This is a genomic window from Variovorax sp. YR566, assembly GCF_051992195.1.
Lineage (GTDB): Bacteria > Pseudomonadota > Gammaproteobacteria > Burkholderiales > Burkholderiaceae_C > Variovorax.
Genome location: NZ_CP197092.1, coordinates 1,624,178 through 1,638,148, shown reverse-complemented (window position 1 = coordinate 1,638,148; position 13,971 = coordinate 1,624,178). Strand labels below are relative to the sequence as shown.

The following is a 13,971-nucleotide window of genomic DNA, read 5'->3' as shown; positions in this document are numbered from 1 at the left end:
GACGCGCACCTACAATCACCGGCTTTTCCAAGATCCACATGACTCCCCTGCTGCTCATTGCCCCCCTCCCTCCGGCCGATGCCGCGGGCGAGTACGACTGGGCCCAGGCAGGCGACGACGGCATTGCATTGCGCAACCAGGGCCGCGCGTTGCTGGCGCTCCTGCCCTCGAGCGCCGAGGTCATGCTCGGCATTCCTTCCGTCGCGCTCTCGTGGCACCGCGTCACGCTGCCCAAGGGCAGCATGGGCAGCGCGTCGAAGCTGCGCGCCGTGCTCGACGGCCTGCTCGAAGAACACCTGCTCGACGAACCCGAAGCCCTGCACTTCGCGCTCGAACCCGACGCCAAGGCCGGCGCGCCCGTGTGGGTCGCGGCCTGCAATCGCATCTGGCTGCGCAGCGTCGTGCAAGGGCTCGAAGCGGCCGGCCGTCGCGTGGTGCGCATCGTCCCTGAATTCGCGCCGCAGCCGGTCGACGGCCCGCCGCTGCTGCTGGTCACGGGCGAGCCCGAGGCGCCGCAGCTCACGGTGTGCGACGCCGACGGCGTGGTCTCGCTGCCGCTGGCCGGCGCGGGGCTGGCCCTGTCGGGCGGCCTGCCGCTGGACACCGCCGTCATCACCACCGAACCCGCCGTGGCCGAAGCGGCCGAGCAGTTGCTCGAGCGCCGCGTGCCCATCGTGCAATCGCCGCAGCGCTGGCTGCAGGCCGCGCGCACGCCCTGGGAGCTCGCGCAGTTCGACCTCGCCGCAACCGGCCGCGCACGCGCCGGCAAGAAATTCGCATCGGTCCTGCAAACGCTGCGCTATGCGCCCGAGTGGCGCGCCGCGCGCTGGGGTGTGGTCGTGCTGCTGCTGACCCAGCTGATCGGACTCAACGCCTGGGCCTGGAAGGAACGCAGCGCGCTCGAGTCGAAACGGCAGGCCGCCAAGGCCATGCTGACCCAGACCTTCCCCTCGGTGAAGATCGTGGTCGACGCGCCGGTGCAGATGCAGCGCGAAGTTGCCGCATTGCAGCAGGCCGTGGGCGACGTGGCGGGCAGCGACTTCGAACCCATGGTCGGCGCGCTCGCCGCCAACCTGCCGCCCGGCAAGGTGCCGAGCGCGGTCGACTACGGCGCCGGGCAGCTGCGCCTGCGCGGCCTCGGGCTGCAGCCGTCGGAGGTCTCGCAGATCACCGGCGCGCTGGCGCCGCGCGGCTACAACGTGCGTACCGAAGGCGACCTCCTGCTGGTGCAGGCCGAGGCCAACCGATGAATTTCAGCGAACAGCTCAAGGCCCACTGGGCCACCCTGGAGGTGCGCGAGCGCCGCATGGTCTATGCCGCCGCCGCGCTCGTGGCACTGGCCTTGCTTTGGTGGATTGCGCTCGCCCCCGCGCTGCGCACGCTGGCCGCGGCACGGGCCGAACATGCGCAACTCGATGCGCAGTTGCAGCAGATGGCCACCTTGCAGAACCGCGCCAAGGCACTGCAATCGCAGCCGCGCCTGAACCGCGACGACGCGCTGCGCGCGCTCGAGACCTCGGTGCGCGACAGCTTCGGCGCCGGCAACGCGCAGCTCGTGACGACCGGCGGCGATGGCGCTGCCGCCGTCTCGCTGCGGTCCGCGCCCGCGGCCACCGTCGCCCAATGGCTCGGCCAGGCACGCGGCAACGCGCATGCCGTGCCGCGCGAAGTCCATCTGACCCGCGCGCCGACCGCAGCGCCGGCCACACCGTCGCCCGGCGCAAAGGACGCGTCGAAGACGCCGCAGGTCCGCTGGGACGGCACCGTCGTCATGGCGCTGCCCGCGGCGCGATGAGCGCGATGAGCAACAGGCCCGCATGCTGACCCGCCCTCCGATCTCCGAACCCCGGCCGCGCCGCGGCTGGCGCTGGGCCCTGCTCGGCATCACGGTCGGCGCGCTGCTGGCGGTGGTGCTGTTCGCGCCGGCGCGCTGGCTGTCGGCCGCACTGTCGAACTGGAGCCATGGCCGCCTCGTGCTGGCCAACCCGCGCGGCACCGTCTGGAACGGCACAGCCGCCGTGGTCTTCGCCAGCGGCGCCGGCGGCGCGCAGGCGGTGTCGCTGCCCGGCCTGCTGCACTGGCGCATGCGCCCGGGCTGGAGCGGCATCGCCGCCAGCCTCGACCTGCCCTGCTGCGCCGCGCAGCCGCTCGAACTCAAGGCCAGCCCACGCGCCGGCGGCATGCAGCTCGCATGGCAGGACAGCCGCTCGCGCTGGCCCGCCACCCTGCTCACCGGCCTGGGCGCGCCCTGGAACACGCTCAAGCTCGAAGGCGCGCTCGACCTGTCCACCAAGGCCTTCTCGATGCAGTGGGACGGCCCCGCGCTGCGCGTTGCAGGCCAGGCCACGCTCGACGCCACCGATGTTTCCTCCAGCCTGTCGACCCTGCGGCCGATGGGCAGCTACCGGCTCTCACTCGAAGGCGGCACCCGCCCCACGCTGCTGCTCAGCACGCGCGAGGGCAGCCTCGAACTGAACGGCAGCGGCAGCTGGAACGGCACTTCCTTCCGCTTCAACGGCGAAGCCAGTGCCGCCCCCGGCCGCGAAGACGCGCTTTCCAATTTGTTGAACATCATCGGACGGCGCGAGAACGCGCGTTCGATCATCACCCTGGGTTGATCCTCATGATGAAGCCACTGTTTTCGACCGGCACCGTCGCACTCGCCGTGCGCGTGCTGATCGCCGCCACGTTCCTGCAGGGTGCCCCCGCCGCGTTCGCGCAGACCGGCGATGCGCCGCGCCGCGGCGAGCCGATCACGCTGAACTTCTCCAACGCCGACATCGAGGCCGTGGCCCGCACCATGGCGGTGGTCACGGGCCGCGACGTGGTGGTCGACCCGCGCGTCAAGGGCACGATGAACCTCGTCACCGACCGCGCCATCCAGCCGGCCGCCGCCTTCAACCAGTTCGCCTCGGCGCTGCGCCTGCAGGGCTTCGCGGTGGTGGAAGCCGACGGCCTCTACAAGGTGGTGCCCGAGGCCGACGCCAAGCTGCAGAGCAGCACCGTCAACACCTCCATCAGCGCCACGGCGTCCAGCGGCAGCAACCAGATCGTCACGCAGATCTTCCGGCTCAACTACGAGTCGCCGAACAACCTGCTGCCGGTGCTGCGCCCGCTGATTCCGCCGAACAACACCATCAACGTGAACCCGGGCAACAACTCGCTCGTGATCACCGACTACGCCGACAACATGCGCCGGCTGGCGCGCATCATCGCGTCGCTCGACGTGCCGAACGCTTCCGACATCGAGGTCATCCAGCTCAAGCACTCGGTGGCCACCGACATGGTGCCGCTGGTGCAGCGCCTGGTCGACGGCGGCGGCTCCGGCGCCCCGGGCGGCGCCGCACCCGGTGCGACCGATGCGTCGTTCCGCACCACGCTCATGGCCGACCCGCGCAGCAACTCGTTGATCTTGCGCGCGGCCAACCCGGCACGCGTGGCGCTGGTGCGCACGCTGGTCGAGAAGCTCGACCGCCCGCCGACGGAAAGCAGCAACGGCCTGGCCGGCAACATCTACGTGGTCTACCTGAAGAACGCCGACGCGGTGCGCCTCGCGGCCACGCTGCGCGCCGCGATGGCGGCGAACCAGCAGAACACCACGCCAGGCGCTGCCGGCGCTGCGGGTGGCGGCGCGGCGCCCCAGCAGAGCGCGCCGCAGGCCATGCAGGTGAACCTGAACAGCGGCGGCAACCAGAGCGGTGGCTCGGCCGCCGCCAACGCGCCGCTCAACAACGCCAACCAGCCCTCGACCGGCGGCCAGATCCAGGCCGACCCGACGACCAACTCGCTGATCATCACCGCGCCCGAACCGCAGTACCGCCAGATGCGCGCCGTGATCGACAAGCTCGACGGCCGGCGCGCGCAGGTCATGATCGAGGCGCTGATCGTCGAGGTCAACGCCACCAAGGCCGCCAAGTTCGGCGTGCAGTGGCAAAGCGCGCTGGGCAACAACGCCGTCATCGGCACCAACTCCACCCTCAACGGCGGCAACATCCTGGCGCTGACCCAGGCGCTGGCCACCAAGGATGCCTCCGGCCTTGCAACGTCGATCCAGCCCGGCCTGAACCTCGGCATTGCCGGCAAGATCGGTGGCCAGTACATCCTGGGCGCGGTGGCGAATTTCTTCAGCAACGACAACGACGCCAACGTGCTCTCGACGCCCAACCTGCTGACGCTGGACAACGAAGAAGCCAAGATCGTCATCGGCCAGAACGTGCCGTTCCCGACCGGCTCCTACGCCAGCACCTCGGGCTCGGTGGGCGTGAACCCGTTCACCACCGTCGAGCGCAAGGACGTCGGCCTCACCCTGCGCGTGCGTCCGACCATCAACGAGAACGGCACCGTGAAGATGACGATCTTCCAGGAGATCTCGAACGTCGCGCCCGGCACCACCACCGACCCCAACGGCCCCACCACCAACAAGCGCTCGCTCGAATCCAGCGTGCTGGTGGAAGACGGCGGGCTCGTCATGCTCGGCGGCCTGCTGTCGGACACCTACGGCACCAACACTGAAAAGGTGCCGTTCGCCGGCGACATCCCGGTGGTCGGCAACCTGTTCAAGAGCGAGAACCGCTCGCGCGTCAAGAACAACCTGATGATGTTCCTGCGCCCGGTGGTGATGCGCGACGCCACGGCGACCGAAGCCTTTGCATTCGATCGCTACGACCAGATCCGTGGCCTGCAGCAGGCGACCCAGCCCAACACCGACAACGTGATGCTGCGCAACGTGAATGCCGCGCCCGTGCTGCCGGAGTCGCCGCCGTTGGGCACCAGCAGCAACAGCCGGGGCGGCCTGCGCGAGCAAGGCACACAACTGATCCCGCCGCCCGCGCTGCCCGCCGACAACCGCAAGCTGGCGCCGAGCTCCCTGCGCGGCGCACTGCCGCCGACCGCCGACCCGGTGACCTCGCGCGAACTGCCTTGATACTGCCTTGATGTCCATGCGCTACCCCCTGCCCTACGCCTTCGCACGCAGCCAGCAGCTTTTGCTCGAGGAGACCGACGACGGCCACTACACGCTGTGGATGTCGAGCCACCCGGCACGCAGCGCGGTCGGCGAGGTGTCGCGCAAGTACGGCGTGCAGGCCTTCGAGGTGCTGGCCGACGGCGCGCTGGCGCAGCGCATCAGCGCGGCCTATGCGCAGGGCGAGTCGAGCGCCGCCGCGGTGGTGAGCGAGGTGCAGAACGACGCCGACCTCTCGCGCATGATGCAGGAGCTGCCCGCGGTCGAAGACCTGCTGGCAAGCGCTGGCGACGCGCCCATCATCCGCATGCTGAACGCGCTGCTCACGCAGGCCGCGCGCGACGGCGCGAGCGACATCCACATCGAGCCCTACGAGCGCACCTCGTCCGTGCGTTTTCGCATCGACGGCACGCTGCGCGAGGTGGTGCAGCCCAACCGCGCGCTGCACGCCGCGCTGATCTCGCGCCTGAAGATCATGGCCGACCTCGACATCTCCGAAAAGCGGCTGCCGCAGGACGGGCGCATCTCCTTGCGCATCGGCACGCGCGCGGTCGACGTGCGGGTGTCGACGCTGCCGAGCGCGCACGGCGAACGCGCGGTGCTGCGCCTCCTGGACAAGAGCGAATCGAAGCTCACGCTCGAATCGGTGGGCATGCAGGGCGACACGCTGGAGCGCTTCGAAAAGCTCATCTCGCAGCCGCACGGCATCATCCTCGTGACCGGCCCCACGGGCTCGGGCAAGACCACCACGCTGTACGCCGCGCTGGCCCGGCTCGATGCGAGCCGCAGCAACATCATGACGGTGGAAGACCCCATCGAGTACGAGCTGCCGGGCGTGGGCCAGACGCAGATCAACGCCAAGATCGAACTCACCTTCGCCAAGGCCCTGCGCGCGATCCTGCGGCAGGACCCTGACGTCATCATGATCGGCGAAATCCGCGACTTCGAGACCGCGCAGATCGCCATCCAGGCCTCGCTGACCGGTCACCTGGTGCTCGCCACGCTGCACACGAACGACTCGGTCAGCGCCGTCACGCGCCTGACCGACATGGGTGTGGAGCCTTTTCTTCTCAGCTCGTCACTGCTCGGCGTGCTCGCGCAGCGCCTCGTGCGCAAGATCTGCACGGTGTGCGCCGGCGCGGGCTGCGAAGTGTGCGGCCAGACCGGCTACCAGGGCCGCACCGGCATCTTCGAGCTGCTGGTGGCCGACGAAACCGTGCAGGGCCTGATCCACAGCAAGGCGGCCGAGAGCGAACTGCTCAAGGCCGGCGCGCGCGGCGGCCTGCGCCTGATGCGCGAAGACGGCGAACGGCTGGTGCAGGCCGGCGTCACTTCGCGCGCCGAACTGCTGCGCGTCACGCGAGACTAAGCCGCCCCGGCGCTCCCCATGCCCGCCTATTCCTTCGAAGCCATCGACGCCAGCGGCCAGAGCCGCGAAGGCGTGCTCGAGGCCGACACCGCACGCAGCGCGCGCAGCCTGCTGCGGGCGCAGGCGCTCATTCCGCTGTCGGTCAAGCCGGTCGGCAGCGACCACGTCAATGGCACCGGCCAGCGCAGCACCCTCAGCCGCTGGCTCGGCGGCGGCAAGCGCGTCTTCAATTCCACCGGCCTCGCGGTGTGGACGCGGCAGCTCGCGGGCCTCGTCTCGTCGGGCCTGCCGCTGGAACGCGCGCTCACGGCACTCACCGACGAAGCCGAGTCCGAGCAGCAGCGCAACCTGGTCGCGTCCCTGCGCGCCGAAGTCAACGCGGGCTCGCCGTTCGCGCGTGCGCTGTCGGCGCATCCGCGCGAGTTCTCGCCCATCTACACGGCCGTGATCGGCGCCGGCGAGCAGAGCGGCAACCTCGGGCTCGTGCTCGACCGCCTCGCCGACGACCTCGAGGAGCGCCAGGCACTGCAGCAGAAGCTGATCGGCGCGGCGCTGTACCCGGCCATCGTCACGCTGGTGGCGATCGTGATCGTGATCTTCCTCGTGAGCTACGTGGTGCCGCAGGTGGCGCAGGTTTTTGCGGGCACCAAGCGCTCGCTGCCCTTTCTCACCACCGTGATGCTCTCGCTGAGCGCGGGCGTGCGCAACTACGGCTGGTGGATGCTGTGCGCCGTCGTGCTCGCGGCCATTGGCGCGCGGCTGGCGCTGGCGCAGGAGGCCTTCCGCCTGAAATTCGACGCAGTCTGGCTCAAGCTGCCGCTGGTCGGCAAGCTCGCGCGCGGCTACAACGCAGCGCGCTTCGCGAGCACGCTCGCCATGCTGGCCACGGCAGGCGTGCCGATCCTGCGTGCGCTGCAGGCGGCTTCCGAGACGCTGAGCAACCGCGCGATGCGCGCCGACGCGCTCGACGCACTGGTGCTGGTGCGCGAAGGCGCACCGCTGGCCTCGGCGCTGGCGCAGAAGAAACGCTTTCCGGGCCTGGTGTCGATGTTCGCGCGCCTCGGCGAGCAGACCGGCACCCTGCCGCTGATGCTGCAACGCGCGGCCAACCAGCTCAGTGCCGAAGTGCAGCGCCGCGCGATGCACCTGGCAACCATCCTGGAGCCGCTGCTCATCGTGGCGATGGGCGGGGTGGTGATGCTGATTGTTCTGGCCGTGATGCTGCCTATCATCCAGCTGAACCAGTTCGTGAAATGAAGCACACCCCCAGGCTTGCCCACTTCGTGTGGCCTCCAACCCCCTTGCCGGGGGCGGTGCGGCCGCTTCGGGCGGCCGTGCGCGGCGCACCTGCTGGAATAAGTCAGGTCCATGGGGAAACGCCATGCCTGTGACTCTCGAAGACAAGCTCGTGGTCGCGATCTCCTCGCGTGCCCTGTTCAACCTCGAAGAAGAAAACAAGATCTTCGAGGCCGGGGACAACGAGGGCTACATGAAGCTGCAGCTCGACCGCATCGACGTGCCGGCCGCGCCGGGCATCGCGTACTCGCTGATACGCAAGCTGCTGCGCTTCAACGAAGACGGCGTGCAGCGCGTCGAGGTGGTGATTCTTTCGCGCAACGACCCGGTCTCGGGCATGCGCATTTTCAAGTCGAGCGCTGCGGCCGACATCAAACTGCAGCGCGGCGTGTTCACACAGGGCCGACCGCCGTTCGGCTACCTGCGCCCGCTGCGCGCGCACCTCTTCCTCTCGGTCAACGCGCAGGACGTGCGCGAGGCGCTCATCGCGGGCTTTCCGGCCGCGCGCGTGCTGGTCGAATCGGTAAAGGCCAGCGACGCCTGGCCGAACGAAGTGCGCATTGCCTTCGACGGCGATGCAGTGCTGTTCTCGGACGAGGCCGAGCGCGTGTTCCAGGCCGAAGGGCTCGACGCCTTCCAGGCCCACGAGCTCAGCAAGGCCGACCTGCCCTTGCCTGAAGGGCCGTTCAAGCCGCTGCTGATGGCGCTGCACCGGCTGCAGATGGCCGGCAATGCGCAGATGCGCATCCGCACCGCGCTCGTCACTGCGCGCAGCGCGCCGGCGCACGAGCGCGCGATCCGCACGCTCATGAAGTGGAACATCCGCGTCGACGAGGCCATGTTCCTCGGCGGCCTGCCCAAGGGCGAGTTCCTGCGCGAGTTCGAACCCGACTTCTTCTTCGACGACCAGACGGGTCATGTCGATGCGGCCTCGCGCCACGTGCCCGCCGGGCATGTATCCAGCGGTATCAGCAACGAGCCCTGAGCGCTGCGCTTGAACGCGGCGCCAGGCCGCGCCACGCCGTCATTCCACTGATTTGACGCCGCCACTTGGACGGGGCGCTGTCACGCGCCTGACTTCTCTTCGTCACCCCGAGTTAACCAGTCGGTAACGGGTTCTCCCTAGTCTCGTGGCCCAGGTGCGCCCCCTCACGCACCTTCCAGAACCACATAACAAAGGACCGATCCATGCGACTTCTTTTTCTCCGCACGCGGCTTGCGCCCGTGCTGTTCCTGGCCTGCGTGCTCTCTGCGTGCGGTGGTGGCAGCAGTGGCGGCGGCTTCTTCGGCGGCACGCCGACGACGCCGACCACACCCGCCCCGCCCGACAACACTCCGAAGCCCGAGATGCGCTGCGCGCCCTGAGCGCCGCCAGGAACCACTCAATGACCTCCCGCCGCAAATTCCTCACGGGCACAGCCACGACTGGCGCTGCCGCCCTCGCGCTCTCTGCCTTTCCGCCGAGCATCCGCCGCGCGCTCGCCATTCCGGCCAACAACAAGACCGGCACCATCCAGGACGTCGAGCACGTCGTGATCCTGATGCAGGAGAACCGTTCGTTCGACCACTACTTCGGCATGCTCATGGGCGTGCGCGGCTTCGGCGACCGCTTCGCCATTCCGCTGATCGGCGGGCGCCGCGTGTGGGAACAGAGCGACGCCGACGGCAAGGTGGTGCTGCCGTATCACCTCGACCAGACCCTGGGCAACGCGCAACGCGTCAGCGGCACGCCGCACAGCTGGCTCGACGCGCAGAACGCCTGGGACGGCGGGCGCCTCAACCAATGGCCGAAGTACAAGGCCACCGGCACGGCGCCCTTCACGCAATCGATGGGCTATCTGCAAGAGGCTGAACTGCAGTTCCAGTACGCACTGGCCAACGCCTTCACCGTGTGCGACAGCTACCACTGCGGCATGCACACCGGCACCAACTCCAACCGCCTGTTCCACTGGAGCGGCACCAACGGCCCCTCGGGCCAGACCAGCGCCGGCGTGGCGGGCGTCGCCTCGGTGGACAACACCTGGGAGAACCTGCGGTTTCCATGGGACCCCACCGACAACCCCGGCGTCGATTCGACCACCTTCGGCTGCAACTGGAAGACCTACCCGGAGCGCCTGCAGGACGCCAAGGTCAGCTGGATCGTCTACCAGAACCTGCCCGACAACTTCACCGACAACCCGCTGGCCGGCTTCCAGCAATACCGGGTGGCCAACAAGGCTTCAGGCAAGAACAACGAGCGCTACGACGGCGACGCCAGCCCGCCCGTGGGCACGACGCTGCCGGCCTACGACCCCGCCAGCGACGACGCGGGCAACCCGCTCTACAAGGGCATCGCCAACACCATGCCCGACGGCGGCCTGCTCGGCGCGTTCAAGCAGGACGTGGCCAGCGGCAAGCTCGCGCAGGTGTCGTGGATCGTCGCGCCCGCCGACTACTCCGAGCACCCCGGACCTTCGAGCCCCGTGCAGGGCGCCTGGTACATCCAGCAGGTGCTTGATGCGCTCACCGCATCGCCCGACGTGTGGAGCAAGACGGTGTTCATCGTCAACTTCGACGAGAACGACGGCTACTTCGACCACGTGCCGTCGCCTTCCGCGCCGTCGATCAACCCCGACAAGAGCGCGGCGGGCAAGACCACGCTCGGCGACGCCGATGTCGCGTTCGAGCGCTACAACCACCCGCTGGTGACCGGCACGCCCAGCGGCGTGCCCCAGCCGGACGGCCGCGTCTACGGCCCCGGCCCGCGCGTGCCGATGTACGTCATCTCGCCATGGAGCCGCGGCGGCTGGGTCAACTCGCAGGTGTTCGACCACACCTCGGTGCTGCGTTTTCTTGAAGCGCGATTCGGCGTGAAGGAAACGAACATCTCGCCGTTCCGCCGCGCGATTGCCGGCGACCTGACCAGCGCCTTCAACTTCGCAACGCCCAACAGCGAAGTGCTGCCCACGCTCGCGGGACGCAAGACCCAGGCCGAAGCAGATCAGTTGCGCCTCGACCAGGAAGCACTGGCGCAGGTGCCGCTGCCCTCCACGCCCGCGCTGCCGCGCCAGCCCACCGGCACCCGCCCCTCGCGCGCCCTGCCGTACGAACTGCACACCAGCGCCAAGGCCGACGTGGTCAACGGCATGCTGCAGCTGCTGTTCTCCAACACCGGCAAGGCCGCGGCCGTGTTCCATGTGTACGACAAGCTGCATCTCGATCGCCTGCCGCGCCGCTACATGGTCGAGGCCGGCAAGATGCTCGACGACACCTGGGCCGCGATGACCGACGACGGCGGCGCCTACGACCTGTGGGTGCTCGGGCCCAACGGCTTTCATCGCCACTTCAAGGGCAACCTCAACGCACTGCGCACCAGCAATGCAACGCCCGAGGTTCGCGTGTGCTACGACGTCGCCAACGGCAATGTCTACCTGAGCATGCGCAACGACGGCAAGACGGCGTGCCGGTTCACCATCAACGCCAAGGCCTATCGCAACGATGGCCCATGGACCGCGACGGTGAACGGCGGCGCCAGCGTCGACCAGCACTGGGAGCTTGCGAGCAGCGGCCAGTGGTACGACTTCGCAGTCACGTGCGATGCAGATCCGGCCTACTACCGCCGCTTCGCAGGCCGTGTCGAAACGGGCAAGCACACGGTGAGCGACCCGGCCATGGGCATGGCCGACCTCTGAGCGCCGATACATTCCGATGAGAGGATGAGCGCAAGCACCTCGTGCCTGCGCTCATCATCACGGCCTGTGCCCCTGACCCCGTCCATGAAGAACCACAACAACACACCCATGACATCACGCCGCAAATTTCTCACCAGCACCGCCACCACGGGCGCCGCCGCCCTCGCGCTCAGCGCGTTCCCACCCAGCATTCGCCGTGCGCTGGCCATACCGGCCAACAACGCCACGGGCACCATCAAGGACGTCGAGCACATCGTCATCCTGATGCAGGAGAACCGCGCCTTCGACCACTACTTCGGCACGCTCATGGGCGTGCGCGGCTTCGGCGACCGCTTCACCATTCCGCTTCCTGCTGACCGCAAGGTCTGGCAGCAGCTCGACGACGCCGGCAACGTGGTGCTGCCCTACTACCTCGACAGCACGAAGGGCAGCGCCCAGCGCGTGTCGAGCACGCCGCACACCTGGGTCGACGCGCACAACGCCTGGGATGGCGGGCGCATGTACCAGTGGCCGCGCTACAAGAAGGCCGGCAAGACGCCATACCTGCAGTCGATGGGCTACCTGAAGGAAGCCGAATTGCCATTCCAGTTCGCGCTGGCCAATGCCTTCACGATCTGCGACGACTACCACTGCGCGATGCACACCGGCACGCACGCCAACCGCTCCTTCCACTGGACCGGCACCAACGGCCCCACCGGCGCCAACGTGGCCTACGTGAACAACGTCAATGCCTGGAGCTCGACCGGCCCGTCGACCGAAGGCTACGAATGGAAGACCTACGCCGAGCGGTTGCAGGAGGCCAAAGTCAGCTGGATGGTCTACCAGAACATTCCCAACAACTACGGCTGCAACCCGCTGCTGGGCTTCAAGCCCTACCGCAAGGCCAACGAAGCTTCGGGCAAGCCGGTGAGCACCTCGCTGCCGCAAGGCGCGTCGCCGGCCTACGCGCCCGGCGACGACGTGGGCAACCCGCTCTACAAGGGCACGGCCAACACGCTGCCGGTGGCCGATCAGGCCGCCTTCGACGCGGGCGCGATCATGGATGCGTTCCGCGCCGACGTGAAGAACGGCCGGCTGCCGCAGGTGTCGTGGGTGATTCCGCCCGACGTGTACTCCGAGCACCCCGGACCTTCGAGCCCGGTGCAGGGCGCCTGGTACATCCAGCAGGTGCTGGACGCGCTCACCGCCGTGCCCGAGGTGTGGAGCAAGACGGTGCTCTTCGTGAACTTCGACGAGAACGACGGCTACTTCGACCACGTGCCCTCGCCCTCCGCGCCTTCGCCCAACCCCGATGCATCGACGCTCGCGGGCAAGAGCACGCTTCCTGCGCAGGACATGAGCTACGAGTACTTCACGCACCCCGCGCCGCCCGGCATTCCCACCGCCCAGCCCACGCCCGACGGCAACGTGTACGGCCCCGGCATGCGCGTGCCGATGTACGTGATCTCGCCGTGGAGCCGCGGCGGCTGGGTCAACTCGCAGGTGTTCGACCACACCTCGGTGCTGCGCTTCGTCGAGGCGCGCTTCGGCGTGAAGGAGGACAACATCAGCCCGTTCCGCCGCGCGGTGTGCGGCGACCTCACGAGCGCCTTCAACTTCGCGACGCCCAACACCGAGGTGCTGCCGGTGCTGGCGGGCAGCCGCACCAAGGCCGAGGCCGACAAGGTCCGCGCCGACCAGGACGTACTGCCGCAGGTGGTGCCGCCGGCCAACGCGCAATTGCCGCAGCAGGCCACGGGCACGCGGCCCTCGCGCGCCTTGCCATACGAACTGCACACAAGTGCCAAGGTCGACGCGACCGGCGGCAAGCTGCAGCTGCTGTTCGCCAACACCGGCAAGGCCGCAGCAGTCTTCCACGTGTACGACAAGAAGCATCTCGATCGCCTGCCGCGCCGCTACATGGTCGAGGCGGGCAAGACGCTCGACGACACCTGGACGCCCGCCGCCGGAGACAACGGCCTCTATGACCTGTGGGTGCTCGGTCCCAACGGCTTCCATCGACAGTTCAAGGGCAATGTGAATGCGCTGGGCACGAGCAACGCTGCACCCGAAGTACGCGTGTGCTACGACATCACCAACGGCAATGTCTACCTGAACATGCGCAACGACGGCAAGGCGACTTGCAAGTTCACCATCACCGCCAAGGCCTACCGCACAGACGGCCCGTGGACTGCGAGCGTGAACGGCGGCGCCAACGTAGACCAGCACTGGGAGCTTGCGAACAGCGGCCAGTGGTACGACTTCGCAGTCACCTGCGACGCCGACCCGGCCTACTACCGCCGCTTCGCCGGCCGCGTGGAAACCGGCAAGCACACGGTAAGCGATCCGGCGATGGGCATGGCCGACCTCTGAGCCTCGCCATGCATCGATGACGAGGCGTGAAGCGCGCGCAATGCGCGCTTACACCTCGGCATCGAAGGGTTCATCTCGATGTCACCCAGGCTTCCTAGCCTCGGCGCACAACATCGAGAGGATCTCCCCATGCGATTCATCACTTCGCGCACGCATCTCGCGTGCGCGCTGCTCTTCATTGCCTGCACGTTCTCCGCATGCGGCGGCAGCGACGGTGGCGGCTTCGCCGGCCTGCCCACACCGGACACCACGACACCCCCACCGGATACGGGCGTCAAGCCCGAAAAGCGCTGCGCTCCCTGATCGCCCGAAGAACCACA

At 68.5% G+C, this 13,971-nt stretch carries 11 protein-coding genes; all 11 read left to right on the top strand.

The genetic code is table 11. The annotated features are described in order from the left end of the window. Positions 1-38: 38 nt before the first annotated feature. The 11 genes from gspL to ACTG4X_RS07460 all read left to right on the top strand — a co-directional run bounded on the left by gspL (position 39) and on the right by ACTG4X_RS07460 (position 13,954). A complete protein-coding gene (gene gspL, locus ACTG4X_RS07510) occupies positions 39-1,250 on the top strand; it encodes a type II secretion system protein GspL (RefSeq protein WP_093048295.1) in 1,212 nt (403 codons plus the stop codon). Continuing rightward, positions 1,247-1,795 (top strand): type II secretion system protein GspM, encoded by a 549-nt coding sequence (gene gspM, locus ACTG4X_RS07505; protein WP_097200017.1) that lies wholly within the window; start codon positions 1,247-1,249, stop codon positions 1,793-1,795. The genes gspL and gspM overlap by 4 nt, the downstream gene beginning before the upstream one ends. Positions 1,796-1,817: 22 nt before the next feature. Next, positions 1,818-2,618 (top strand): type II secretion system protein N, encoded by an 801-nt coding sequence (gspN, locus tag ACTG4X_RS07500; RefSeq protein ID WP_097200018.1) that lies wholly within the window; start codon positions 1,818-1,820, stop codon positions 2,616-2,618. A gap of 5 nt (positions 2,619-2,623) precedes the next feature. Further along, the gene (gene gspD / locus ACTG4X_RS07495) at positions 2,624-4,924 is read left to right on the top strand and encodes a type II secretion system secretin GspD (RefSeq protein WP_097200019.1); all 2,301 of its coding nucleotides are present in this window, start codon (positions 2,624-2,626) and stop codon (positions 4,922-4,924) included. A 16-nt stretch (positions 4,925-4,940) separates the two neighbouring features. Next, positions 4,941-6,332 (top strand): GspE/PulE family protein, encoded by a 1,392-nt coding sequence (locus ACTG4X_RS07490; RefSeq protein ID WP_097200892.1) that lies wholly within the window; start codon positions 4,941-4,943, stop codon positions 6,330-6,332. A gap of 18 nt (positions 6,333-6,350) precedes the next feature. Then, entirely contained in the window at positions 6,351-7,589 is a 1,239-nt protein-coding gene (gene gspF / locus ACTG4X_RS07485) for a type II secretion system inner membrane protein GspF (RefSeq protein WP_093048281.1), read from the top strand. A 124-nt stretch (positions 7,590-7,713) separates the two neighbouring features. Continuing rightward, the gene (locus tag ACTG4X_RS07480; RefSeq protein ID WP_056509256.1) at positions 7,714-8,613 is read left to right on the top strand and encodes a 5'-nucleotidase; all 900 of its coding nucleotides are present in this window, start codon (positions 7,714-7,716) and stop codon (positions 8,611-8,613) included. A gap of 203 nt (positions 8,614-8,816) precedes the next feature. Next, the gene (locus ACTG4X_RS07475; protein ID WP_440533534.1) at positions 8,817-8,993 is read left to right on the top strand and encodes a hypothetical protein; all 177 of its coding nucleotides are present in this window, start codon (positions 8,817-8,819) and stop codon (positions 8,991-8,993) included. Positions 8,994-9,013: 20 nt separating this feature from the next. Further along, positions 9,014-11,299: a phosphocholine-specific phospholipase C gene (locus ACTG4X_RS07470; RefSeq protein ID WP_097200020.1), complete on the top strand. Its 2,286-nt coding sequence runs from the start codon at positions 9,014-9,016 to the stop codon at positions 11,297-11,299. Positions 11,300-11,407: 108 nt separating this feature from the next. Then, complete coding sequence (locus ACTG4X_RS07465; protein ID WP_097200893.1) at positions 11,408-13,651, top strand: phosphocholine-specific phospholipase C; 2,244 nt, start codon at positions 11,408-11,410, stop codon at positions 13,649-13,651. A gap of 129 nt (positions 13,652-13,780) precedes the next feature. Next, positions 13,781-13,954, top strand: coding sequence for a hypothetical protein (locus ACTG4X_RS07460; protein ID WP_179830479.1), 174 nt, complete (start codon positions 13,781-13,783; stop codon positions 13,952-13,954). Positions 13,955-13,971 lie beyond the last annotated feature (17 nt).